Raw genomic sequence first — 25,084 nt, forward strand, 5'->3', positions numbered from 1 at the left:
GCGGAGTATGGGTCATCTGGATGTCACCACAGGACCCGCAGGGAGGTAGGGTCGGGGGTGGTCGGGGACATCCCATACAGCTCGCCGGCGTCGAAACCGGCGTACCAACGAGGAGATCGGTTCGTGACGATCCGCGTAGGCATCAACGGCTTTGGCCGCATCGGTCGTAACTACTTCCGCGCGCTGCTGGAGCAGGGTGCAGACATCGAGATCGTGGCTGTCAACGAACTGGGTGACACCGCGACCACCGCTCACCTGCTGAAGTACGACACCATCCTCGGCCGCCTCAAGCAGGAGGTCTCGCACACCGAGGACACCATCACCGTCGACGGCAAGACCATCAAGGTCCTCTCCGAGCGCAACCCCGCCGACATCCCGTGGGGCGAGCTGGGCGTCGACATCGTCATCGAGTCGACCGGCATCTTCACCAAGAAGGAAGACGCCGAGAAGCACATCGCCGGCGGCGCCAAGAAGGTCATCATCTCGGCCCCGGCCAAGAATGAAGACGTCACGATCGTGATGGGCGTCAACCAGGACAAGTACGACCCGGCGAACCACCACGTCATCTCCAACGCTTCCTGCACCACCAACTGCGTGGCGCCGATGGCGAAGGTCCTCGACGAGAACTTCGGCATCGTCAAGGGTCTGATGACCACGGTGCACGCGTACACGAACGACCAGCGCATCCTGGACTTCCCGCACAAGGACCTGCGCCGCGCCCGTGCCGCCGCCGAGAACATCATCCCGACCACCACCGGTGCCGCCAAGGCCACCGCTCTGGTCCTGCCGCAGCTCAAGGGCAAGCTGGACGGCATCGCCATGCGCGTGCCGGTCCCGACCGGCTCGGTCACCGACCTCGTCGTCGAGCTCAGCCGCGAGGTCACCAAGGAAGAGGTCAACGCCGCCTTCCAGAAGGCCGCCGAGGGCGAGCTCAAGGGTCTGCTCGAGTACACCGAGGACCCGATCGTCTCCTCCGACATCGTCAACGCCCCGGCGTCCTGCACCTTCGACTCGTCCCTGACCATGGTCCAGGACGGCAAGAGCGTGAAGGTCATCGGCTGGTACGACAATGAGTGGGGCTACTCCAACCGCCTCGTCGACCTGACGGTGTTTGTCGGCAACCAGCTCTGATCGCCGAAGCAGGCACCTCGATGTGAGAGCAGGGCTCGGGCAGCGCACGGTCGCGCGGTCCGAGCCCTGACTCACGTACAGCGAGCCGGCCCACGGCGTCGGCTCGCGTTCAGATCGATCAGCCCTCGTACGATCAAGAGCCCTCCTCAGGAGTTCCACCCATGAAGACGATCGACCAACTTCTCTCCGAAGGCGTGGACAACAAGCGGGTCTTCGTCCGCGCCGACCTCAACGTCCCGCTGGCCGACGGCGTCATCACCGACGACGGCCGCATCCGTGCCGTCCTGCCCACCGTCAAGGCCCTCGCCGAGGCGGGCGCCAAGGTGGTCGTCGCCTCCCACCTGGGCCGCCCCAAGGGCGCCCCGGACCCGGCCTTCTCGCTGCTGCCCGCCGCCGAGCGCCTCGGCGAACTCCTCGGCGCGCCCGTGGCGTTCGCCCAGGACACGGTCGGCCCCGCCGCCCACGACGCCGTGGACGGTCTCCAGCCCGGCCAGGTCGCGGTCATCGAGAACCTGCGCTTCAACCCCGGCGAGACCTCCAAGGACGACACCGAGCGCGGCGAGTTCGCCGACCGGCTGGCCGCCCTCGCGGACGTCTACGTCGGCGACGGCTTCGGCGCGGTGCACCGCAAGCACGCCTCGGTGTACGACCTGCCGGCCCGCCTGCCGCACTACGCCGGCTACCTCATCGCCACCGAGGTCGGCGTCCTGAAGAAGCTCACCGAGGACGTCCAGCGGCCGTACGTCGTCGCACTCGGCGGCGCCAAGGTCTCCGACAAGCTGGCCGTCATCGACCAGCTGCTCGGCAAGGCGGACCGCCTGCTCATCGGGGGCGGCATGGCGTACACCTTCCTCAAGGCCAAGGGCTACGAGGTCGGCATCTCCCTGCTGCAGGAGGACCAGGTCCCGGCCGTCAAGGAGTACATGGAGCGCGCCGAGAAGAACGGCGTCGAGCTGGTGCTCCCGGTGGACGTCGTGGTCTCCACCGAGTTCCCGGACCTGAAGGCCAAGGCCCCCACCAAGCACTCCGTCGTCGACGCGGACAAGATCCCCGCCGACCAGGAGGGCCTGGACATCGGCCCGAAGACCCGCGAGCTGTACGCTTCGAAGCTCGCCGACGCCGCCACCGTCTTCTGGAACGGCCCGATGGGCGTCTTCGAGCACCCCGACTACGCCGAGGGCACCAAGGCGGTCGCCCAGGCCCTCGTCGACTCAGGCGGCTTCACGGTCGTCGGCGGCGGCGACTCCGCCGCGGCCGTCCGTACGCTGGGCTTCGACGAGTCGGCATTCGGCCACATCTCGACCGGCGGCGGCGCCTCCCTCGAGTACCTCGAGGGCAAGACGCTCCCCGGCCTCGCCGCACTGGAGGACTGAACCTTAATGAGCACGCGCACGCCGCTGATGGCGGGCAACTGGAAGATGAACCTCAACCACCTCGAGGCCATCGCCCACGTCCAGAAGCTCGCCTTCGCCCTGGCCGACAAGGACTACGAGGCCGTCGAGGTCGCCGTCCTGCCGCCCTTCACCGACCTGCGCTCCGTGCAGACCCTGGTCGACGGCGACAAGCTGAGGATCAAGTACGGCGCCCAGGACGTCTCGGCGCACGACTCCGGCGCCTACACCGGCGAGATCTCCGGTCCGATGCTGGCCAAGCTGAAGTGCACCTACGTGGTGATCGGCCACTCCGAGCGCCGGCAGTACCACAACGAGACCGACGAGCTGGTGAACGCCAAGGCCAAGGCCGCCTTCAAGCACGGCCTGACCCCGATCCTGTGCGTCGGCGAGGAGCTCGACGTCCGCGAGGCAGGCAACCACGTCGCGCACACGCTCGCCCAGGTCGAGGGCGGTCTGAAAGACCTCCCGGCCGAGCAGGTCGAGTCGATCGTGATCGCCTACGAGCCGGTCTGGGCTATCGGCACCGGCAAGGTCTGCGGCGCCGAGGACGCCCAGGAGGTCTGCGCGGCGATCCGCGGCAAGATCGCCGAGCTGTATTCGCAGGACGTGGCCGACAAGGTCCGCATCCAGTACGGCGGCTCCGTGAAGTCGGGCAACGTCGCCGAGATCATGGCGCAGGCCGACATCGACGGCGCCCTGGTCGGCGGCGCCTCGCTGGACGCCGACGAGTTCGTCAAGATCGTCCGCTTCCGCGATCAGTGAGCCCGGCAGTGAGGGCGGTGAGTAGGCGGTAGCGGCGATCCGTCGTACCCTTGCGGGGGCTGGTAGGCGTCTGCCGGCCCCCGTCGTCCATCCGAATCCGAGGAAGTTGGTCCAGCCGTGGTTTTGGGGTTCTCGATCGCCCTGATCGTCTTCAGCCTGCTGCTGATGCTGCTGGTGCTGATGCACAAGGGGAAGGGCGGCGGCCTCTCCGACATGTTCGGTGGCGGTGTGCAGTCGTCCGTCGGAGGCTCCTCGGTCGCCGAGCGCAACCTCGACCGGATCACCGTGGTGATCGGTCTGCTCTGGTTCGCCTGCATCGTGGTGCTCGGCATCCTGATGAAGACGAACAGCTGAGCGGCACGCACATTCCGTACGTAAGGCCCCATGTTCGGTACGCGCTCCTGAGTGCGGCCTATCATGGGGCTTGCGTCTAGGTGTGGGGGCTTGTAACTCCAATCACTGGACGCGCGTTGGGCCTTACGTAGACTGAGGCGCTCGCAGCGAAGCGGAAAGCCGACTCGCTTCGCGGCACCATCACGCAGGGAGTTACGACCGTGGCAAGTGGCAACGCGATCCGAGGAAGCCGGGTCGGGGCGGGGCCGATGGGCGAGGCCGAGCGCGGCGAGTCCGCGCCGCGTCTGCGCGTCTCCTTCTGGTGCTCCAACGGGCACGAGACGCAGCCGAGCTTCGCCAGCGACGCGCAGGTGCCCGAGACCTGGGACTGCCCGCGCTGCGGCTTCCCGGCCGGTCAGGACCGGGACAACCCGCCGGACCCGCCGCGCACCGAGCCCTACAAGACGCACCTCGCGTACGTGCGGGAGCGGCGCAGCGACGCGGACGGCGAGGCGATTCTCGCCGAGGCGCTCGCCAAACTGCGAGGCGAAATCTAGGACTTGAGGCCGGGCCGGACGCCTGCGAGGCGCTTGGCCGGACCTGTTTCGTGGCCGAGGCCTGTTTCGTGGCCGACGGCGGCTCTCCGGCCGCGCCTCGGCCGCTCCCCGGTCGCTCCCGGGACCCGTTCCGACCCGGCTCCACGGCCGATTGTCAGTGGCGCCCTCTACGGTTTGTGCATCGGCGCATCGTGAGGGGGAGTCGTGACAGGGGTAGAGACGGAGGGCGCGGGTGCGCCCGCGTGGCGCGGGGGTTTCGGGCGCGTGCTGTCCAGCTTCGGTGACGCGCTGCGTACGGCCGCGCTGCCGCTGCTTGCCGTCTCGCTGACCGACGACGCCCTGCTCATCGCCTCCGTCACGGCCTGCGGCTATCTGCCCTGGCTCGTCTTCGGGCTGCTCGGTGGCGCCGTCGCCGACCGTGTGGACCAGCGGCGCGCGATGTGGACGGTGGACGCGGTACGGGGCCTGCTGGTCGGCGGCTTCGCAGCGGCCGTCGCCCTCGGGCACGCCTCGATCGGCCTGCTGATCGCGCTGGCCTTCGCCCTGACCACCCTCCAGACGCTCTTCGACAACGCCTCCACGGCCCTGCTGCCCGCCCTGGTGGACCGCGAGACACTCGGCAGTGCCAACGTCCGCCTGATGACGGGACAGCGCATCGCGGGCGGGCTGCTGGGCGGCCCGGCCGTGCCGCTGCTGATCGCCGCGGGGGCCGCCGCCCCCTTCGCGGCCGACGCCGGGACCTTCCTGGTGGCGGCCGTGCTCGTGGCCTCCCTGCGGATCCCCGCACCCGAGAGGAAGCCGAGACCGGCCGGCAGCACCCTGCGCCGGGAGATCGCCGACGGCCTGCGCACCCTCGGGCAGGACAAGGCCCTGCGAGGACTGTGCGCCGCCACGGCCCTGTGCAACGTCGGCATGGGCGCCCTCATCGCCACCCTGGTGGTCCTGGTGACCGGTTGGCTGGACGCGGGCACCCAGGGGTACGCCGCGGCGATGACCGGGTACACCGTCGGCAGCCTGGCCGGGGCAGCGGTCAACCGCCCGCTCGTGGACCGGCTGGGCCGCATACGGGCCGTGCTGCTGGCCGGCACGGTGCAGATCGCCGCCCTGCTCGTCATGGGCACGGCGCGCAGCCTGATCGCGCTGGTGGCCGCCCTGGCCGTCTTCGGGCTGATGGGCATGGTGTGGAACGTCAACACCACGACGCTGATGCAGCAGCGCAGCCCCGCCGCGATGCTGGGCCGCGTCAGCGCGGCCTTCCGTACCCTCGCCGTCGCCGGAGCGCCCCTCGGCGCGCTGCTCGGCGGCGCCGTCGCCACCGCCTGGGGCCCGAACACCCCGGCGCTGCTCACGGCCGTGTTCTTCGTCCTGTCCGTCACCGCGCTGATACCCGTGCGTCGGCCGGACGTAGTTGTTGTTGCCCCGGACGACGGCGTGACGACAGCTCAGGTCACCCGCTGATCAATTAGGTTGGGACCGGCAGCGGGGCAAGGTACGTAGCAGGGACAGGTAGGAAAGAAGGCTGAAGTCCGAAATGAACGTAGACGGCCGTACCAGGCTCAACCAGACGCCCGAGTGGACCGCTCTGGCCAAGCACCGCGAGGAGCTCGCCGGCACCCACCTGCGGGATCTGTTCGCGGCCGACCCGGGGCGCGGTGACGGATACACGCTCCAGGTCGGCGATCTGTACGTCGACTACTCCAAGCACCTCGTGACCGACGAGACCCTGCGGCTGCTGCGCGAGCTCGCCGCCGCGACGGACGTCTTCGGCCTCCGGGACGCCATGTTCCGCGGCGAGAAGATCAACGTCACCGAGAACCGGGCCGTGCTGCACACCGCCCTGCGCGCACCGCGGGATGCGGTGATCGAGGTCGACGGGGAGAACGTCGTTCCCAAGGTGCACGCGGTGCTGGACAAGATGAGCGACTTCGCCGAGCGCGTCCGCTCGGGCGAGTGGACGGGCCACACCGGCAGGCCTATCAGGAACGTGGTCAACGTCGGCATCGGAGGCTCCGACCTCGGCCCGGCGATGGCGTACGAGGTGCTGCGCGCCTACACCGACCGCGCTCTCACGGTCCGCTTCGTCTCCAACGTCGACGGCGCCGACCTGCACGAGGCCACCCGCGACCTGGACCCGGCGGAGACGCTGTTCATCATCGCCTCCAAGACGTTCACCACCATTGAGACGATCACGAATGCCACCTCGGCCCGCAACTGGCTGCTGAGCGAGCTGAAGGCGGGCCCGGAGGCCGTCGCCAAGCACTTCGTGGCGTTGTCGACCAACGCGGAGAAGGTCTCCGCGTTCGGTATCGACACGGCCAACATGTTCGAGTTCTGGGACTGGGTCGGCGGACGGTACTCCTACGACTCCGCCATCGGACTGTCGCTGATGATCGCCATCGGCGCGGACCGCTTCCGCGAGATGCTCGACGGCTTCCGCATCGTCGACGAGCACTTCAAGACCGCGCCCGCCGAGTCCAACGTGCCGCTGCTGCTGGGCCTGCTGGGCATCTGGTACGGCAACTTCCACGACGCCCAGTCGCACGCCGTGCTGCCCTACAGCCACTACCTGTCCAAGTTCACCGCCTACCTCCAGCAGCTCGACATGGAGTCCAACGGCAAGTCCGTCACCCGGGACGGGCGCGAGGTGGAGTGGCAGACCGGGCCGGTCGTGTGGGGCACCCCGGGCACCAACGGGCAGCACGCCTACTACCAGCTCATCCACCAGGGCACCAAGCTCATCCCGGCGGACTTCATCGGCTTCGCCGAGCCGGTCGCCGAGCTGAGCGACGAACTCAAGGCGCAGCACGACCTGTTGATGGCCAACTTCTTCGCCCAGACGCAGGCGCTGGCCTTCGGTAAGACGCCGGAGGAGGTGCGGGCCGAGGGCGTGCCCGAGGAGCTGGTGCCGCACAAGACCTTCAAGGGCAACCACCCCACGACCACGATCCTCGCGCGCGAACTGACGCCGTCCGTGCTCGGCCAGCTCATCGCCCTGTACGAGCACAAGGTGTTCGTCCAGGGCGCGGTGTGGAACATCGACTCCTTCGACCAGTGGGGCGTCGAGCTGGGCAAGGTCCTCGCCAAGCGCGTCGAGCCCGCACTGACCGAGGGCGCCGAGGTCCAGGGCCTGGACGCGTCGACCAAGGCCCTGGTCGCCAAGTACCGGGAGCTGCGCGGCCGACAGTGAGCGAAGGTGCGGGAAGCGGGCGGTCCCCGCGACCGTCCGCTCAGCGTCGCCCGGCGCCGACCCGCAGGGCGACGCCGGTCAGGCCACCGCGCTGAGGGTGTCCGCGAGGCGACGCCGGGCCGCGCGGGCCGCGGGCAGGGCGGCGAGGGCCGCGGCGCCCAGCACGGCGGCCGCCCCGAACAGCAGCAGGAGCACCGGGGACGGGCCCTGGGCGATTCCGGCGCCGATGCCGCTGGAGCGGCCCTGGGCGTCGATCAGCCAGTGGGCCAGCGGCAGCCCCAGCGCCGTACCGACGACGACCGCGGCCAGGGCGGTGCAACTGGTGGCCGTGACGGTGATCGCGGTGATCTGGCGCGGGGACAGCCCGATCGCCTTCAGCGCCAGCAGGTCCCGCTCGCCCTCGCGGACGGTGCCGCCGATCGCGGTCAGCAGCTCGATGAGCCCGATGAGCGCCAGCACGCAGATCAGCCCGGCAACGACCGCGCGCAACGGGGACAGCCCGTCGGCCGGGTTGGTCACGGTGTGCACGTCCAGGTGTCCGCGGCCGGCCGTGGCCAGGGCGCTGGCGACGCGGTGCGGGTCGACGCCGGGGCGCAGCCGCAGCTGGTAGAGGGTGGGCGTCAGGTGCGGGTCGTTCTCGCGGAGGGTGTCCAGCGAGGTGGAGATGACCCGGCCGGCGTTCTCCGGCTCGATGCTGCGGCCCACGATGTGCAGGATCTGCGGCTGGTCGCCCACGGTCATCCGCACCCAGTCGCCGACGTGCACGTCCAGCAGGTCGAGCAGCCCCTGCCCGGCGACCGCCTCGTCGGGGCCGCGCGCGGGGCGGCCCTCGGCGAGGGTGTACGGGTAGGGATCCTGCCGGGTGCCCAGGCCGCGCAGGGCGATCGTCGCCGTCTGGCCCGGGACCAGGGCGGCGACCTCGACGCCCGGGTAGACGGCGGCGACCCGGGGTTCGCGGTCCAGCAGGGTCCGGGTCTCCCGGTCGCTCATCCCGCTGTCCGCGCGGACCGTGAGCGCCGCCGGCAGACCCATCTGCGCGGGCCTGCTGTGGAAGCGGTCGATGGTGGTCCAGGCGCTCATCGCCACCACGATCAGCAGCAGGGGCAGTGCGAGCCGCCCGACCGTGGCGAGCGTCCGCGGCCGACGGGTGAACGCCTTGTGCCAGCCCAGGACCAGCGCGGGCGGCAGCCGCAGGCCGAGGGCCCTGCGCGCCACGCCCGTCAGCCGCCCGCCGGCCGGGGCGGCCGGACGGGGCACCGGCACCGGAGGCACCCGCCCCGCCCGCCAGGCCGCGAGCCCGGTCACCGCACCGATGAACAGTACGGCGGCCACCGGCACCGCGAACAGCGCGACGGTGTGCCCCGGCAGCCCCTGCCACACGCCGACCGCGTCGCCGAGCCGCCCAGGGATGCCGGTGCCCAGCCCCTGGGTGAGGACCGCCGCGGCCACGGCGCCGAGCAGGGCGTACGCCACGTGCTGGACCAGGAAGATCCGGACCACCTGGCCGGGCGTGAAGCCGATCGCCTTCAGCACCGAGATGTCCCGCAGATGACCGCGGATCCGGGTGCCGATCGCGCCGTGCACCGCGAACCCGGCGGCCACCAGCGCGCCCAGGCCGAACAGACCCAGCACCTGGCCGAGCAACCGGTTGTCGCCCTGCGCCTCGGCCCGCGCCTGCTGCCAGGTGGACACCTCGCCGACCACGCCGGCGCCCAGCACGGTGACGGCGCGCTGCACGGCGTAGTCCGTGTCGCCCGGGTGGGTCAGGCGCAGCCCGATCACCCGGCCGTCCGGGGCGCGGACGGCGGACGGCAGGGCCCACACCAGCCCCGGCTGTTCGCCCGGGCGGTAGCGGGGCTCGGCGCTGTCGGCGACGCCCACGACGGTCAGCGTGCGCGCGGTGCCCGGCAGGGTGAGCGTGTCCCCGGGTTCGGCCAGCAGCGATCGGGCGAGGCGGCTCTCCAGGACTACGCCGTTCGGGTCCCCGGGGTCGAGCCAGTGGCCGGAGGTGAGCAGCGGGCGGCCCACGGAGGGCCGCCGGGGCGTGCCGCGCAGTTCGACGGAGGCGCGTGTGCCTCGGGAGGAGATGGTGGTGGACTCGGTGGGGTAGGGGCCGGTGACGGACTCGACGCCGTCCAGCGCGGCGAGTCGGCCGGTGTCGGCGGACCTGACGGTGTGGATCCACACGTGGGCGCCGCGGGACTGGGTGAAGACCCGCTGCCAGGGGTTGGTCGCATACCCGAACAGGGCTGTGGCCAGCAACAGCGAGGCGACGATGCCGGCGGTGGCCAGCACGATGAACAGCGCCTCGCCGCGGTGCGTGCGCAGATCCGAGTGCGCCCAGCGCAAGGTGGCTCGCACGGGCCTCAGCCCCTCGGCCCGTGCATGGCCCGGTGGTGTTCCGGCTTGGGCATGGGCTGGCCGTGCTTCGGCCCGGGCATGGCCTGGTGGTGTTCCGGCTTGGGCATGGGCTGGCCGTGCTTCGGCCCGGGCATGGCCCGGCCGTGCTCCCGCCTGTGCACAGACCGGCCGTGCTTCGGCCCGGGCATGGACCGGCCGTGCTCCCGCCTACGCACGGACCGGCCGTGCTTCGGCCCGGGCAGCGCGCGGGGACGCGTCAGGTGGTCGTACACCGCACTCAGTCCTTCAGCTCCAGCACACCCGAGATCCCCGCGCCCCGCGACGGCGTCCCGTCCAGCTCCGCGTCGTCGACGATCCGCCCGTCGAAGAAGCTGATCACCCGGTCCGCGGCGCTCGCCAGCCGCGCGTCGTGGGTGACCAGGACGATCGTCTGGCCGCGCTGGTGGAAGCGGGACAGCAGCCGCATCACCTCGCGGGTGCCCTTGCTGTCCAGGCTGCCGGCGGGTTCGTCGGCCAGCAGCAGCGGCGGATGGTTGACCAGGGCGCGGGCGAGCGCGACCCGCTGCTGCTCGCCGCCGGACAGCTCGCCCGGCATGCTGCGTTCCTTGCCCTGAAGGCCCAGCTCCGCCAGGAGCTCCTCCCGCTCGGCGCGGGCCTGCTTCGGCGAGCGGCCGGCGAGCAGCGCGGGCAGCTCGACGTTGTCGGCGACCGACAGGTTGGACACCAGGTTGAAGAACTGGAAGACGATCCCGATCCGCTTTCTGCGCTCCTCGGCCCAGCGCGCCTCGGTGTAGGAGTCCGTGCACCGGCCGTCCAGCCAGATGCTGCCCTCGTCCGGCCGCTGCAGCCCGCCCAGCAGGTGCAGCAGCGTCGACTTGCCGGCCCCGGACGGGCCGGTGACCGCCACGAACTCGCCCCGTGTCACCCGCAGATCGACCCCGCGCACGGCACGCGCGGGCGCGCCCTCGCCGTAGTGGGTCTTGGCGAGGCCCTCGGCCCGCAGCAGAGGAGGGTGGCTGTCACTCACTCCAGCTCCTCCAGTTCCTCCTGGCACCGCTCCAGCCAGTCGAGGTCGGCCTGCAGGTGCAGCATCGCGCCCTCGATCAGCAGGTGGGCGATTCGGTTGTCGCGGTTTTCGGCGGCGGCCAGCTTCGACAGGTTGCGCATGGTGTTGAGGTACTGGCGCCGCTGTTTGTTGATCAGGGCGATCTGGTCGGCGAGACCGGTCTGCGGGGCGAGGGCGAGTTTCATGAAGAACTCGTCCCGTACCCGCGGCTCGTCCTCGGTCTCCTCGTACCAGGCGCGCAGCGCCTCGCGCCCGGCGTCGGTGAGGTGGTAGATCTTCTTGTTGGGCCGACTGGACTGCTCGACCTCCTCGCCCTCGATCAGTCCCGACTTCTCGAGGCGTCCGAGGGTCACGTAGATCTGGCCGACGTTCGGCTGAGGGTACGCGGAGCCCAGCAGTTGCTCAAGGTCCTGCTTCAGCTCGTAGCCGTGGGCCGGGCCGCGCGCGAGGAGTGCCAGGAGGGGCAGGCGCACTCGTGCTGTCCTCCTGTCCTCGTAATGTGCTCCAGGCCCTAGTATCGCCCATACCTAACAGGTATACATGGCCTCTGAATCCCGGGCGAGGGTGCCCGCGGTGCCGGTGTACAGGGAGGAACCTATGCGGTGGGTACGCGCCGCCGGTAGGGGCCTTCTCGTCCTCGTCGTGGTCATGAGCGGCTACGTCGCCTCCGGCGCCCAGGCCGACGAGGGGACCGCGGGCGGTCGCGGCCCGCTCACCCTGGCCACGGCCGGAGACCTCACCGGCTACCTCGGCGCGCTGCTGCAGGGCTGGAACCGCACCCACCCCGGGGAGAAGGTCACCCTCGTCGAGCTTCCGGACTCCGCCGACGAGACCCATGCGCAGATGACCACCGACCTGCGTGGCGGCGACCGCAGCCGCTTCGACGTCCTCAACATCGACGTCAACTGGACCTCGGAGTTCGCCGCGGCCGGCTGGATCCGACCCCTGCCGCGCGACCGCTTCCCGCTGAAGACCTTCCTGCCGCCGGTCGTCGACACCGCCACGTACGACGGACAGCTGTACGCCGTCCCCTACGTCACGAACGCGGGGCTCCTCCTGTACCGCAAGGACATCCTCGCCAAGGAAGGGGTGCCGCCGCCGCGCACCTGGGCCGAGCTGGAGCGTGACGCCAAGACCATCGCGCCGAAGTACGGGCTCGGTGGCTACGCGGGCCAGTTCCTGCCGTACGAGGGCCTCACCGTCAACGCGGCCGAGGCCGTGTACTCCGCGGGCGGCACGATCCTCGGCGACGAGGGCGCACGCGTCACCGTGAACTCGTCCGCGGCCCGCGAGGGCATCGGGTTCCTGGCGCGCGGCTTCCGCGAGGGCTGGATCCCGCAACAGGCGCTGACGTACAAGGAGGAGGAGTCCAAGCAGGCCTTCCAGGACGGCCGGCTGCTCTTCCTGCGCAACTGGCCGTACGCGTACGTCGTCGCCTCCGCCAAGGGCTCCAAGGTCGCCGGGAAGATCGGCGCCGTACCGCTGCCGGGGCCGGACGGGCCGGGGACGAGCGTCCTCGGCGGCTCCAACCTGGCGGTCAACACGCACGCACGGCACCCGGATTCGGCCGCGCGGCTCATCGCCTACCTCACCAGCGAGCGCGTCCAGCGCCAGGTCCTCACCCGCGGCGCGCTGCCGCCCGTACGCGCCGCGCTCTACGAAGACCCCGAGCTCATCCGGCAGTTCCCCTACCTGCCGACCCTGCGCGCCGCCGTGCTCGCGGCCGCCCCGCGCCCCAAGAGCCCGCACTACGACCAGGTCAGCCTGGCGGTTCAGGCAGTCGTGCACGACGCGCTCACCGGGCAAGAGACGCCCGAGAGCGCGGTGCGACGGCTGGCGCGCGAGCTGGCGGCCATCTCCCGTCGGGGCTGAGACTCCACCCTCGTATAGTTACTTGTTAGGTAACGCCGCCATCTCATCTCGGCGCCGAGTGACCCGATAAGTCCGGATATCAGCGCTCAACCCTCCAGTAGCTACTTGCCTGTTCGTTGACACCTGCGCGACACGCCTACTTAACATGCATGCACAACCGTCAGCACGCACAGACAGGTCAACGGGGTGAGTCCCAAGCACATCGACACCCACCGCTGGTGGCGCGACGCAGTGATCTACCAGGTGTACGTCCGCAGCTTCCTGGACAGCACCGGCGACGGCATCGGCGATCTGGCCGGGGTCAGGGCAGGGCTGCCGTACCTGAAGAAGCTCGGCGTCGACGGGATCTGGCTGAGCCCCTTCTACCCCTCGCCGCAGCACGACCACGGCTACGACGTGGCCGACTACTGCGACGTCGACCCGCTCTTCGGCGACCTCGCCGAGTTCGACCTGCTGATGGCGGCCGCCCGCCGGCTCGGCATCAAGGTTCTCCTGGACATCGTCCCCAACCACTGCTCCAGCGAGCACCCGTGGTTCCGCGAGGCGCTCGCCTCCCCGCCCGGCAGCCCGGCCCGCGCCCGCTTCCACTTCGCCGAGGGCCGCGGCCCGGACGGCTCCGAGCCGCCCAACAACTGGCACGCCATGTTCGGCGGCCCGGCCTGGACCCGCATCACCGAGGCGGACGGCCGCCCGGGCCAGTGGTACCTGCACATGTTCACGCCCGAGCAGCCCGACTGGAACTGGCGCGCCCCCGAGGTCGCCGCCGAGTTCGACCGGGTGCTGCGCTTCTGGCTGGACCGGGGCGTCGACGGCTTCCGCATCGATGTCGCCGCCGGCCTGTTCAAGCACCCGGAGCTGCCCGACTCCCCGGACCCGGAGGCCGATGCCCGCACCCGCGACTCGGTCAATCCGCTCGCCTGGAACCAGCCCGAGGTGCACGACGTGTGGCGGCACTGGCGCGCGGTGTGCGAGGAGTACACGGCACGCGACGGCCGCGACCGCCTGCTGGTCGGCGAGGTCTCCGTCCCGACCGCCCGCGAACACGCGAAGTACGTCCGCCCGGACGAGCTCCACCAGGCCTTCTTCTTCGACCTGCTCAGCGCCCCTTGGGACGCCGACGCCTTCCGCAAGGTCATCTCCGAGGCCATGCAGGACATAGCCGGCACGGGCTCGACGGTCACCTGGGTCCTCAACAACCACGACCAGGTCCGCACCGTCACCCGCTACGGCGAACCCACCCCGCAGGGCAGCGGCCTCGGCGCCGCCCGCGCCCGCGCCGCGGCGCTGCTGATGCTGGCGCTGCCCGGAGCCGCGTACATCTACCAGGGCGAGGAGCTCGGCCTGCCCGAGGTCGTCGACCTGCCCGACGACGTGCTCACCGACCCCATCTTCCGCCGCACCGGCAGCCGCGCCCGCATCCGCGACGGCTGCCGGGTGCCGCTGCCGTGGTCCGGGCAGGCCTCCCCCTTCGGCTTCACCTCCGGTGCCGAGGGCGCCAAGCCGTGGCTGCCGCAGCCGGAGTGGTTCGCCGAGCACGCCACCGAGCGGGCCCTCGCCGACACCCGCTCCTTCTGGCACCTCTACCGCGACGGCCTCCAGCTGCGCGCCGCCCTGCCCCAGTTGGGCGAGGGCACGCTGCGCTGGCTGGACACCCCGCCGGGCGTCCTCGGCTTCGTCCGCGGCGACGACCTGGTCTGCGCCGTCAACTTCGGCACGGCACCCACCCCGGCGCCCGTCTCCGGCACCCCGATCCTCGCCAGCGGCCCCTGCCCGCCCGGGGTGCTCGCCGGCTCCACGGCCGCGTGGTGGATCAGCGACGACACTAACGACCTCTGAGTTTCCGTCAGTTTCCCACCCCCTGAAGGGACATCAACGATGATGCGACGACGTACCACCCTGCTCACCGGCTGCACCGCCCTCGTCCTGGCGCTCGGCGCGACCGCCTGCGGCGGCGACCCGGTCTCCGCGGGCGGCGGTGACAAGGCGCTCAGCGGCCAGACCGTCACCGTGGCCGGTGTCTGGACCGGCAGCGAGCAGAAGAACTTCCAGAAGGTGCTGGACGCGTTCACCGAGAAGACCGGCGCCAAGACGCAGTTCATCTCCACCGGCGACAACGTCTCCACCGTCGTCGGCAGCAAGATCGAGGGCGGCAACGCCCCCGACGTCGTGATGGTCCCGCAGGTCGGCGTGCTCCAGCAGTTCGCCAAGAAGGGCTGGCTCAAGCCGCTGTCGAGCACCACGCAGCAGTCGGTGGACGCCAACTACGCGCCCGTGTGGAAGAAGTACGGCAGCGTGGACGGCACCCTCTACGGCCTGTACTTCAAGGCCGCCCACAAGTCGACCGTCTGGTACAGCCCCGACGCGCTCACCCAGGCGGGCGTCAAGCCGCCGAAGACGTACGACGAGATGCTCAAGGCCGGGCACACCGTCTCCGACTCCGGGCTCGCCGCCTTCGCGGTCGCCGGGCAGGACGGCTGGACCCTCACCGACTGGTTCGAGAACATCTACCTGTCCCAGGCCGGGCCCGAGAAGTACGATGCCCTCGCCGCGCACAAGCTGAAGTGGACCGACGCGAGCGTGGTCAAGGCGCTCACCACGCTCGGCAAGCTCTTCAAGGACAAGCAGCTGATCGCGGGCGGCCAGAAGGAGGCCCTCAACACCGACTTCCCGGGCTCGGTGGAGAAGGTGTTCGGGCCCAAGCCCGAGGCCGGCATGGTCTACGAGGGCGACTTCGTCGCCGGCGTCGCCAAGGACCAGTTCGGCAAGGCCATCGGCAAGGACGCGAACTTCTTCCCGTTCCCGGCGGTCGACGGCGGTACGGCGCCCGTGGTCAGCGGCGGCGACGCGGCGGTCGTCCTCAAGGACGGCAAGAACGCCAAGGCCGGCATGAAGCTCCTGGAGTACCTGGCGACCCCGGAGGCCGCGGCCGTGTGGGCGAAGGCGGGCGGCTTCCTGTCCCCGAATAAGAAGCTCGACCTCGCCTCGTACAGCGACGACGTCACCCGCTCCACCGCCAAGTCCCTGATTGCCGCCGGCGATTCGGTCCGTTTCGACATGTCCGACCAGGCGCCCGCGGCCTTCGGCGGCACCAAGGGCACGGGTGAGTGGAAGCTGCTGCAGGACTTCCTGCGCGACCCGTCGAACCCGAAGGCGACCGCGGCGAGGCTGGAAGCCGCGGCGGCCAAGGCGTACCGGGGCTGACCTGCCATGACTGCCTCGACGCTCGTGAAGCGGAAAGGGGCGAGCCCCCCGCCGCCCGTCGCGCTCGCCGACCGCGCGCGGCGCATGCGGCGGCGGGGGCGGATCATCGCCCTGCTGTTCGTCTTCCCCGCGCTGCTGCTGCTCGGCGCGCTCGTCGTCTACCCGGTGCTGTTCTCGGTCGGCCGGAGCTTCTTCGACGCCTCCGGCACCCGCTTCGTGGGCGGCGACAACTACGCCGAGATGTTCCGCGACCCGGCCACGCTCAAGGCCATCCGGAACACCACGATCTGGGTGGTCGTGGCCCCGGCGCTGCTGACAGGGCTCGGCCTGATCCTGGCCGTCCTGGTGGAGAAGGTCCGCTGGGCCACGGCCTTCAAGCTGCTGCTGTTCATGCCGATGGCCGTGTCCTTCCTGGCCGCGGGCATCATCTTCCGGCTCGCCTACGACGAGGACCCCAACAAGGGCGTGCTGAACGCCGCCGTGGTCTCGGTGCACGACGCCTTCAAGGGGACGTCGTCGTACCCGACGGCGCGGGCCCGTGAGGGGCAGGGGCTCACCCGGGGACGTGACGGCTCGTACACGACGAACGCGGGCGTCTCGCCGGGGGACTCGGTGACGCTGCCGATGGTCGGCGTCCTGCCCAAGGACCTGCCCAAGGGGGTCTCGCCCGCGTACGCGGCGGCCGGAAAGAAGGCCGCTGCGGACGAACTGCGCGGAGTCGTCTACCTGGACTTCACCCCGGGTGGGGGAGGCAGGCAGGGCAAGGTCGACCGGCGGGAGAGCGGGCTGCCCGGAATGAAGGTCGAGGCGGTGCGCGACGGGCGGACGGTCGCGACGGCCACGACCGCGTCCGACGGCTCCTTCCGCTTCGCGCACCTGGCCTCCGGCTCGTACACGGTGAAGCTGCCGGCGTCGAACTTCGCGCCGCCGTACCAGGGCATCTCCTGGCTCGGGCCGACACTGGTCACGCCGGCGATCATCGGGGCGTACCTGTGGATCTGGACCGGGTTCGCGATGGTGCTCATCGGCGCCGGTCTGTCGACGCTGCCACGGGACGCGCTGGAGGCGGCGCGGATGGACGGGGCGAACGAGTGGCAGATCTTCCGGCGGATCACGGTCCCGCTGCTCGCACCGGTGCTGACCGTCGTCTTCGTGACCCTCGTCATCAATGTGATGAAGGTCTTCGACCTCGTCTACATCATCGCGCCCGGGCCGGTGCAGGAGGACGCGACCGTGCTCGCCACGCAGATGTGGCTGGTGTCGTTCGGCGGCGGCAACAACCAGGGGCTCGGCAGCGCGCTCGGTGTGCTGCTCCTGCTGCTGGTGATCCCCGCGATGGTCTTCAACGTCCGCCGTTTCCGAAGGAGTCAGCGATGAACGCGGTCAGGCGGGGCCTGGGCAACGGGCTGGTGCAGGCCTTCCTGGTGGTGATCGGCCTGATCTGGCTGACCCCGCTGGCGGGGCTGTTCCTGTCGTCGCTGCGGTCGGCCGAGGACACGGCGAAGGGGGGCTGGTGGACGGCGCTCGCCAGCCCCGGGCAGCTGTCCTTCGACAACTACTCGGCGCTGCTGAAGAACGCCGGGATCACACAGGCCTTCTGGAACACGGTGCTGATCTCGGTGCCGGCCACGGTGCTGGTCGTCGTGATCGCGGCGCTGGCGGGGTACGCGTTCGCGTGGCTGGACTTCCCGGGGCGTGAGCCGCTGTTCCTGCTGGTGGTGGCCCTGTTGGTGGTGCCCGTGCAGATCGGGCTGCTGCCGGTCGCCAAACTCTTCGGGCAGCTGGGCCTGTTCGGCACGATTCCGGGCGTCGTGCTCTTCCACGTGGCGTACGGGTTGCCGTTCGCGGTGTTCCTGCTGCGGAACTACTTCGCCGAGATGCCGAAGGAGATGCTGGAGGCGGCGCGGATGGACGGGGGCAGCGAGTGGCGGATCTTCACGCGGCTGGTGCTCCCCGTGGGCCGGCCCGCGATCGCCAGCCTCGCCATCTTCCAGTTCCTGTGGGTGTGGAACGACATGCTGGTGGCCCTGTTGTTCGCGGACAGCTCGTCGCAGCCGCTGACCGTGGAACTCCAGTCCCAGATACGCCAGTTCGGCAGCAACATCGACGTGCTGGCGCCGGGCGCGTTCCTGTCGCTCATCGTGCCGGTGGTGGTGTTCTTCGCCTTCCAGCGGCACTTCGTGCAGGGCGTGATGGCGGGATCTGTGAAGTAGGAGCCGGGGCGGCGCGGCGGTAAGGCCTGCGCCGCCCCGTCGTTCACGGAGACGCCGGCGGATACAGCGACCTCGGGAGTTGGGAGGCCGCTGCCGTGTCCAGGAGCCACAGGGTGCGGGCGCGGCCGTACGCGCCGGCCGCCGGGGCCTGGATCTCGCCCGCGCCCGACAGGGCGATGGCCACCGCGTTCGCCTTGTCCTCGCCCGCCGCCAGGAGCCACACCTCTCGGGCGGAGCGGATCGCGGGGAGGGTGAGGGAGATGCGGGTCGGCGGCGGTTTCGGAGAGCCGTGGACGCCCACCACCGTGCGTTCCGTCTCCCGCACCGCCGGGTGTTCCGGGAACAGCGACGCCACGTGCGTGTCCGGGCCCACGCCCAGCATCAGGACGTCGAAGGTCGGGACCGAGCCGTGGTTCTCGGGGCCTGCCGCCCGCGCCAGCTCCTCGGCGTAGCCCTCCGCCGCCTCCTCGACGTCCGCCCCGTAGGGGCCGTCCGACGCGGGCATGGCGTGCACGCGCTTCGGGTCCAGCGGTACGGAGTCCAGCAGGGCCTCGCGGGCCTGCGTGACGTTGCGCTCGCAGTCGCCCTCCGGAAGGAACCGCTCGTCGCCCCACCAGACGTCGAGCCGGCTCCAGTCGATGGCGTCCCGGGCCGGCTCGGCCGCCAGCGCGGCCAGCACGCCGTTGCCGTTGCGGCCGCCGGTGAGAACCACGGACGCCGAGCCCCGGGAGGCCTGCGCGTCCACGATCTTCGTGACCAGGCGGGCCGCGGCGGCCTGCGCCATCAGTTCCTTGTCGCGGTGGACGACCAGCTGCGGAGTGGTCACTTCGCCGTCGCCTTCCTCGCCGGGGACTTCTTTGCCGCCGCCTTCTGCGCGGGCGGCTGCCCTTCCGCCCCGGGCCCCGTCGCGGCCTTCTCCTGGGACGCCGGGACCGCGACCGGCTCCTCGGCCGGAGCGGCCGACGTCGACGACCCGTTCAGCCGGTCCACGCCGAACCGCAGCGCCGACGCGTACGTGTCGTCCGGGTCCAGCCGCCGCAGCTCCTCCGCGATCAGCTCGGCCGTGTCCCGCCGCTTGAGCGCCACCGCACGCTCCGGCTGCCCCTGGATGGAGAGGGTCGCCAGCCTGCCGTCGGCCCGGTCCAGCGTGATCGGGCCGCAGGTGGTGTCCATGCGGACCGCGGTGAGCCCGGGGCCACCGGACAGCGAGCGCTTCACCGGCACGTCCAGGCGGTCCGCGAGCCACATCGCCAGCAGCTCGCAGCTCGGGTTGAACTCCTCGCCCTCCACCTCGACGGCCTTGACCTCACAGACGACCTGGTCGAGGGCCGCCGCCAGCATCGAGCGCCAGGGCGTGATGCGGGTCCAGGCCAGGTCCGTGTCGCCGGGCGTGTAGGCCTCGGCCCGCGAGGCCAACTCCCGCACCGGCTGCTCGGCCGCGTAGGTGTCGGTGACCCGGCGCTGGGCCAGGGCGCCCAGCGGGTCCTTCGCCGGGTCGAGCGGGGCGTTCACCGGCCACCACACCACCACCGGCGCGTCCGGCAGCAGCAGCGGCAGGACCACCGACTGGGCGTGGTCGACCACCTCGCCGTACAGCCGCAGCACCACCGTCTCGCCGGTGCCCGCGTCCGCGCCCACCCGCACTTCGGCGTCCAGGCGCGAGGACGTGCGGTCCCGGGGGGTGCGCGAGACGCGCCTGATGACCACCAGTGTGCGTGAGGGGTGCTCGTGCGAGGCGTCACCGGCGGCCTTCAGGGCGTCGTAGGCGTTCTCCTCGTCGGTGACGATGACCAGCGTGAGCACCATGCCGACGGCAGGGGTGCCGATGGCCCGGCGGCCCTGCACCAGCGCCTTGTTGATCTTGCTGGCCGTGGTGTCGGTCAAGTCTATCTTCATGGCCGGCGCCAGCTCCGTCCGTCTCGTGCGAGCATCTCGTCCGCCTCGGCGGGCCCCCACGTCCCGGACCGGTAGTGCGCGGGCTTGCCGTGCTTGTCCCAGTACGCCTCGATCGGGTCGAGGATCTTCCAGGACAGCTCGACCTCCTCGGTGCGCGGGAAGAGGTTCGAATCGCCCAGCAGGACGTCCAGGATGAGGCGCTCGTAGGCCTCCGGGCTCGATTCCGTGAAGGACTCGCCGTAGGCGAAGTCCATGGACACGTCCCGGATCTCCATCGAGGTGCCCGGCACCTTGGAGCCGAAGCGGACGGTGACGCCCTCGTCCGGCTGGACGCGGATGACGATCGCGTTCTGGCCGAGTTCCTCGGTGGCCGTCGTGTCGAAGGGGGAGTGCGGGGCGCGCTGGAAGATGACCGCGATCTCGGTCACCCGGCGGCCGAGGCGCTTGCCGGTGCGCAGGTAGAACGGCACGCCCGCCCAGCGGCGGTTGTCGATCTCCAGCTTGACCGCGGCGTACGTGTCGGTTTTCGACCCGGGGTCGATGCCCTCTTCCTCGAGGTAGCCGATGACCTTCTCGCCGCCCTGCCAGCCGGCCGCGTACTGCCCGCGCACGGTCGCCTTGCCCAGGTCCTTCGGCAGCTTCACCGCGCCGAGCACCTTGGTCTTCTCCGCGGCCAGCGCGTCCGCGTCGAAGGAGGCGGGCTCCTCCATCGCGGTCAGTGCGAGCAGCTGGAGCAGGTGGTTCTGGATGACGTCACGGGCGGCGCCGATGCCGTCGTAGTAGCCGGCGCGGCCGCCGATGCCGATGTCCTCGGCCATGGTGATCTGCACGTGGTCCACGAAGGACCGGTTCCAGATCGGCTCGAACATCGTGTTGGCGAAGCGCAGCGCCAGGATGTTCTGGACGGTCTCCTTGCCCAGGTAGTGGTCGATCCGGAAGACCTGCTCCGGGGCGAAGACCTCGTGCACGATCGCGTTGAGCTCCTCGGCCGACTTCAGGTCGTGGCCGAACGGCTTCTCGATGACCGCGCGCCGCCAGGAGCCAGCCGTCTGGTCGGCCAGCTTGTGCTTCTTCAGCTGCTGGATGACCACGGGGAAGGACTTCGGCGGCACCGACAGGTAGAAGGCGAAGTTGCCGCCCGTGCCCTGCGCCTTGTCCAGCTCCTCGATCGTCCCGCGCAGCCGCTCGAACGCGTCGTCGTCGTCGAAGGTGCCCTGCACGAAGCGCATGCCCTGGATGAGCTGCTGCCAGACCTCCTCGCGGAAGGGCGTACGGGCGTGCTCCTTGACGGCGTCGTGCACGACCGCGGCGAAGTCCTCGTGCTCCCAGTCGCGGCGGGCGAAGCCGACGAGTGAGAAACCCGGCGGCAGCAGACCCCGGTTCGCGAGGTCGTACACGGCGGGCATGAGCTTTTTACGTGACAAATCGCCCGTGACGCCGAAGATGACCAGGCCCGACGGCCCCGCGATACGCGGAAGCCGTCGGTCTGCGTCGTCACGAAGCGGATTCGCTCCGCTGACGGAAAAGGGGGCCAAGGTGTCAGCCCTCCGCGGGGGCGAGGCGTTCCAGCTCCGCCTCGATCGACTTCAGAAGGTCGTTCCAGGACGCCTCGAACTTCTCGACGCCCTCGTCCTCCAGGACCTGGACCACGTCGTCGTACGAGATCCCGAGCTTCTCGAGCGCGTCGAGGTCGGCGCGGGACTGCTCGTAGGTGCCGGCGATGGCGTTGCCGCGGATCTCGCCGTGGTCCTCGGTGGCCTCCAGCGTGGCCTCCGGCATGGTGTTGACCGTATTCGGCGCCACCAGTTCCTCAACGTACATGGTGTCCTTGTACGCCTTGTCCTTCACGCCGGTGGAGGCCCACAGCGGACGCTGCTTGTTCGCGCCCGCGTTCTCCAGCGCGCTCCAGCGGTCGGAGGAGAAGACCTCCTCGTACGCCTGGTAGGCGAGCCGCGCGTTGGCCACGCCCGCCTTGCCGCGCAGCGCCTTGGCCTCGGGGGTGCCGAGCTCGTCGATCCGCCGGTCGATCTCGGTGTCCACGCGGGACACGAAGAAGGACGCCACGGAGTGGATCTCCGACAGGTCCAGGCCGCGTTCCTTCGCCTTCTCCAGGCCACTCAGGTACGCGTCCATGACCGCACGGTAGCGCTCCAGCGAGAAGATCAGCGTGACGTTGACGCTGATGCCGTTGCCGATCGTCTCGGCGATCGCCGGCAGGCCCGCCTTGGTCGCCGGGATCTTGATGAGGGTGTTCGGGCGGTCGACCAGCCAGGCCAGCTGCCGGGCCTCGGCGACGGTCGCCTTGGTGTTGTGGGCCAGGCGCGGGTCGACCTCGATGGAGACCCGGCCGTCCTTGCCTCCGGTGGCGTCGAAGACGGGGCGCAGGATGTCGGCGGCGTCGCGGACGTCCGCCGTGGTGATCATGCGGATGGCCTCTTCGACGGTCACCTTGCGGGAGGCGAGGTCCGACACCTGCTGGTCGTAGCCGTCGCCCTGGGAGATCGCCTTCTGGAAGATCGTCGGGTTGGTGGTGACGCCCACGACGTGCTGCTGGTCGATCAGTTCGGCGAGGTTGCCGGACGTGATCCGCTTGCGCGACAGGTCGTCCAGCCAGATCGCGACGCCCTCCTCGGAGAGGCGCTTCAGTGCGTCTGTCATGGAAATTGCATCTCCTACTTGTCGTATATGAGCGTCAGCGCTGAGCGGCGGCGAGGGATTCCCGGGCCTTGGCGGCCACGTTCTCGGCGGTGAAGCCGAACTCGCGGAAGAGGACCTTGCCGTCTGCGGAAGCACCGAAGTGCTCCAGGGAAACGATGCGACCGGCGTCTCCCACGTACTTGTGCCAGGTCAGACCGACACCCGCCTCGACCGCGACGCGCGCCCTGACGGCCGGCGGCAGGACGCTGTCCCGGTACCCCCGGTCCTGCTCTTCGAACCACTCCACGGACGGCATGGACACGACGCGCGTGGGAATGCCGTCGGCCTGGAGCTGCTCGCGCGCCTCGACGGCGATGTGCACCTCGGAGCCGGTGGCGATCAGGATGACCTGCGGTTCAGTGTTCTGCCCTGCGGGCCCTTCGGCCTCGAACAGGACGTAGCCGCCACGCGCGGCGCCCTCGTTCGGCTCGTACGTCGGCACGCCCTGGCGGGTCAGCGCGAGGCCGTGCGGGGCGCCCTTGCCGAACTCCTTGGTCCAGCGCCTGAGGATCTCGCGCCAGGCGATCGCGGTCTCGTTGGCGTCGGCCGGGCGGACGACGTTCAGGCCCGGGATGGCGCGCAGGCTGGCCAGGTGCTCGACCGGCTGGTGGGTGGGGCCGTCCTCGCCCAGGCCGATGGAGTCGTGCGTCCACACGTACGTCACCGGCAGATGCATCAGGGACGACAGGCGCACCGCGTTGCGCATGTAGTCGGAGAAGACGAGGAAGGTGCCGCCGTAGACGCGGGTGTTGCCGTGGAGCGTGATGCCGTTCATCGCCGCGGCCATCGCGTGCTCGCGGATGCCGAAGTGGATCGTGCGCCCGAAGGGGTTGGCCTCCGGCAGCGGGTTGTCCGCCGGCAGGAAGGACGACGTCTTGTCGATCGTCGTGTTGTTCGAGCCGGCCAGGTCGGCGGAGCCGCCCCACAGCTCGGGGATCACCTCACCCAGCGCCTGGAGGACCTTGCCCGACGCGGCGCGCGTGGCGACGCCCTTGCCCGCCTCGAAGACCGGGATCTTGTCGTCCCAGCCGGTGGGCAGTTCGCCCTTGGCCATGCGGTCGAACTCTGCGGCGCGCTCGGGGTTGTTGTCCCGCCACACCTGGAAGGACTTCTCCCACGCGGCCCTGGCCTGGCGGCCCCGCTCAAGGGCCTGGCGGGTGTGGTTGAGCACCTCGTCGGAGACCTCGAAGTGCTTCTCCGGGTCGAAGCCGAGGACGCGCTTGGTGGCCGCGACCTCCTCCTCGCCCAGCGCCGAGCCGTGCGCGGCCTCGGTGTTCTGCGCGTGCGGGGCGGGCCAGGCGATGATGGAGCGCATCGCGATGAACGACGGCCGGTCGGTGACCGCCTTGGCCTCCTGGATCGCCGCGTAGATCGCCTGCGGGTCGAGGTCGCCGTTCTCCTTGGCCTCCACGCGCTGCACGTGCCAGCCGTAGGCCTCGTAGCGCTTGACGGTGTCCTCGGAGACGGCCGTCGCGGTGTCGCCCTCGATCGAGATGTGGTTGTCGTCCCACAGCAGGATCAGGTTGCCGAGCTTCTGGTGGCCGGCCAGCGAGGACGCCTCCGCGGAGATGCCCTCCTGGAGGCAGCCGTCACCGGCGATGCAGTAGATGAAGTGGTCGAAGGGGGACTCGCCCTGCGGGGCGTCCGGGTCGAACAGGCCGCGCTCGTAGCGGGAGGCCATTGCCATGCCCACCGCGTTGGCGACACCCTGGCCGAGCGGGCCGGTCGTGGTCTCCACGCCCGCCGTGTGCCCGTACTCGGGGTGGCCCGGGGTCTTGGAGCCCCAGGTGCGGAAGGACTTCAGGTCGTCCAGCTCCAGGCCGAAGCCCGCCAGGTACAGCTGGGTGTAGAGGGTCAGGGACGAGTGACCGGCGGACAGCACGAAGCGGTCGCGCCCCACCCACTGCGGATCGGCAGGGTCGTGCCGCATCACCTTCTGGAAGAGGGTGTAGGCGGCCGGAGCCAGGCTCATCGCCGTACCGGGATGGCCGTTGCCGACCTTCTGTACGGCATCGGCGGCCAGGACACGGGCGGTGTCGACCGCGCGCTGGTCCAACTCGGTCCACTCGAGGTCTGTGGTGGTCGGCTTGGTGCTCACCCTGGGTCAGGGCTCCTCTCCACATGTCGGATGCCGGTGTACTGCGCGCACCGGCTGCCGGCGTTCTCGGCGTCGGCCGGCCGCTGTCGAGCCTACCCCCGTAAGGACGTGCGTTTTTTCAGTCATTCCAGACTGCCGGGACTGTTGGACATCCGCCTCCCAGCCGGCCTGGATGGCATTCGGCATCTGAATACGCAGGCGCTCACCCGACTGCTCAATCGAGCTTCCGTGCGCACGTCGGACGACCGCTCGATCGGGTCCCGGCAGGCAGGTCGGAGCACGTCGGCAACCCCCGCGAATGTCGGGGTCTGGGCAA

20 protein-coding genes are annotated in these 25,084 nt (G+C 70.5%); 12 read left to right on the top strand and 8 right to left on the bottom strand.

The annotated features are described in order from the left end of the window. The first annotated feature begins 123 nt into the window (after window positions 1–123). From gap to pgi, 7 genes are all read left to right on the top strand, one after another. Complete coding sequence (gene gap, locus ABZV31_RS14020) at window positions 124–1,131, top strand: type I glyceraldehyde-3-phosphate dehydrogenase (protein WP_355892580.1); 1,008 nt, start codon at window positions 124–126, stop codon at window positions 1,129–1,131. Window positions 1,132–1,292: 161 nt separating this feature from the next. Beyond that, window positions 1,293–2,504 (top strand): phosphoglycerate kinase, encoded by a 1,212-nt coding sequence (locus tag ABZV31_RS14025; protein ID WP_355892583.1) that lies wholly within the window; start codon window positions 1,293–1,295, stop codon window positions 2,502–2,504. Between the two features lie 6 nt (window positions 2,505–2,510). Then, a complete protein-coding gene (gene tpiA / locus ABZV31_RS14030) occupies window positions 2,511–3,287 on the top strand; it encodes a triose-phosphate isomerase (protein WP_355892585.1) in 777 nt (258 codons plus the stop codon). 123 nt (window positions 3,288–3,410) lie between these two features. Beyond that, the gene (secG, locus tag ABZV31_RS14035; RefSeq protein ID WP_355893041.1) at window positions 3,411–3,641 is read left to right on the top strand and encodes a preprotein translocase subunit SecG; all 231 of its coding nucleotides are present in this window, start codon (window positions 3,411–3,413) and stop codon (window positions 3,639–3,641) included. A 200-nt stretch (window positions 3,642–3,841) separates the two neighbouring features. Beyond that, the gene (locus ABZV31_RS14040; RefSeq protein ID WP_119105043.1) at window positions 3,842–4,177 is read left to right on the top strand and encodes an RNA polymerase-binding protein RbpA; all 336 of its coding nucleotides are present in this window, start codon (window positions 3,842–3,844) and stop codon (window positions 4,175–4,177) included. 204 nt (window positions 4,178–4,381) lie between these two features. Continuing rightward, window positions 4,382–5,635, top strand: a complete 1,254-nt coding sequence (locus ABZV31_RS14045) for an MFS transporter (protein ID WP_355892589.1) — start codon at window positions 4,382–4,384, stop codon at window positions 5,633–5,635. 73 nt (window positions 5,636–5,708) lie between these two features. Then, window positions 5,709–7,364, top strand: coding sequence for a glucose-6-phosphate isomerase (gene pgi, locus ABZV31_RS14050; RefSeq protein WP_355892592.1), 1,656 nt, complete (start codon window positions 5,709–5,711; stop codon window positions 7,362–7,364). A gap of 78 nt (window positions 7,365–7,442) precedes the next feature. Here pgi and ABZV31_RS14055 read toward each other — a convergent pair whose 3' ends face one another. From ABZV31_RS14055 to ABZV31_RS14065, 3 genes are all read right to left on the bottom strand, one after another. Next, window positions 7,443–9,725, bottom strand: coding sequence for an FtsX-like permease family protein (locus ABZV31_RS14055; RefSeq protein ID WP_355892595.1), 2,283 nt, complete (start codon window positions 9,723–9,725; stop codon window positions 7,443–7,445). Window positions 9,726–10,002: 277 nt separating this feature from the next. Continuing rightward, window positions 10,003–10,752: an ABC transporter ATP-binding protein gene (locus tag ABZV31_RS14060; protein ID WP_355892598.1), complete on the bottom strand. Its 750-nt coding sequence runs from the start codon at window positions 10,750–10,752 to the stop codon at window positions 10,003–10,005. Beyond that, window positions 10,749–11,264, bottom strand: a complete 516-nt coding sequence (locus tag ABZV31_RS14065; RefSeq protein ID WP_355892601.1) for a PadR family transcriptional regulator — start codon at window positions 11,262–11,264, stop codon at window positions 10,749–10,751. The genes ABZV31_RS14060 and ABZV31_RS14065 overlap by 4 nt, the downstream gene beginning before the upstream one ends. Window positions 11,265–11,388: 124 nt before the next feature. Here ABZV31_RS14065 and ABZV31_RS14070 point away from each other — a divergent pair, with 124 nt between their 5' ends. From ABZV31_RS14070 to ABZV31_RS14090, 5 genes are all read left to right on the top strand, one after another. After that, window positions 11,389–12,663, top strand: a complete 1,275-nt coding sequence (locus tag ABZV31_RS14070) for an ABC transporter substrate-binding protein (protein ID WP_355892604.1) — start codon at window positions 11,389–11,391, stop codon at window positions 12,661–12,663. A 201-nt stretch (window positions 12,664–12,864) separates the two neighbouring features. Then, on the top strand, window positions 12,865–14,499 hold the full coding sequence (locus tag ABZV31_RS14075; RefSeq protein ID WP_355893044.1) for a glycoside hydrolase family 13 protein: 1,635 nt from the start codon (window positions 12,865–12,867) through the stop codon (window positions 14,497–14,499). A gap of 39 nt (window positions 14,500–14,538) precedes the next feature. Further along, entirely contained in the window at window positions 14,539–15,864 is a 1,326-nt protein-coding gene (locus ABZV31_RS14080; protein ID WP_355892607.1) for an ABC transporter substrate-binding protein, read from the top strand. A 6-nt stretch (window positions 15,865–15,870) separates the two neighbouring features. After that, a complete protein-coding gene (locus tag ABZV31_RS14085; RefSeq protein WP_355892609.1) occupies window positions 15,871–17,241 on the top strand; it encodes an ABC transporter permease subunit in 1,371 nt (456 codons plus the stop codon). Beyond that, window positions 17,238–18,077: a carbohydrate ABC transporter permease gene (locus ABZV31_RS14090; RefSeq protein WP_355892612.1), complete on the top strand. Its 840-nt coding sequence runs from the start codon at window positions 17,238–17,240 to the stop codon at window positions 18,075–18,077. The genes ABZV31_RS14085 and ABZV31_RS14090 overlap by 4 nt, the downstream gene beginning before the upstream one ends. Window positions 18,078–18,120: 43 nt before the next feature. Here ABZV31_RS14090 and pgl read toward each other — a convergent pair whose 3' ends face one another. Genes pgl through tkt form a run of 5 tightly spaced genes read right to left on the bottom strand, consistent with a single transcriptional unit; the run spans window position 18,121 to window position 24,768 of the window. After that, on the bottom strand, window positions 18,121–18,903 hold the full coding sequence (gene pgl, locus ABZV31_RS14095; RefSeq protein WP_355892615.1) for a 6-phosphogluconolactonase: 783 nt from the start codon (window positions 18,901–18,903) through the stop codon (window positions 18,121–18,123). Then, entirely contained in the window at window positions 18,900–19,973 is a 1,074-nt protein-coding gene (opcA, locus tag ABZV31_RS14100) for a glucose-6-phosphate dehydrogenase assembly protein OpcA (RefSeq protein WP_355892618.1), read from the bottom strand. Before opcA ends, pgl begins: the two co-directional genes overlap by 4 nt. Further along, the gene (zwf, locus tag ABZV31_RS14105; protein WP_355892621.1) at window positions 19,970–21,508 is read right to left on the bottom strand and encodes a glucose-6-phosphate dehydrogenase; all 1,539 of its coding nucleotides are present in this window, start codon (window positions 21,506–21,508) and stop codon (window positions 19,970–19,972) included. Before zwf ends, opcA begins: the two co-directional genes overlap by 4 nt. Window positions 21,509–21,512: 4 nt before the next feature. Continuing rightward, a complete protein-coding gene (tal, locus tag ABZV31_RS14110) occupies window positions 21,513–22,631 on the bottom strand; it encodes a transaldolase (RefSeq protein ID WP_355892624.1) in 1,119 nt (372 codons plus the stop codon). Window positions 22,632–22,665: 34 nt separating this feature from the next. Beyond that, window positions 22,666–24,768: a transketolase gene (gene tkt / locus ABZV31_RS14115; protein ID WP_355892627.1), complete on the bottom strand. Its 2,103-nt coding sequence runs from the start codon at window positions 24,766–24,768 to the stop codon at window positions 22,666–22,668. Between the last annotated feature and the right edge of the window lie 316 nt (window positions 24,769–25,084).

It is taken from the genome of Streptomyces sp. NPDC005202 (genome assembly GCF_040608235.1).
Lineage (GTDB): Bacteria > Actinomycetota > Actinomycetes > Streptomycetales > Streptomycetaceae > Streptomyces.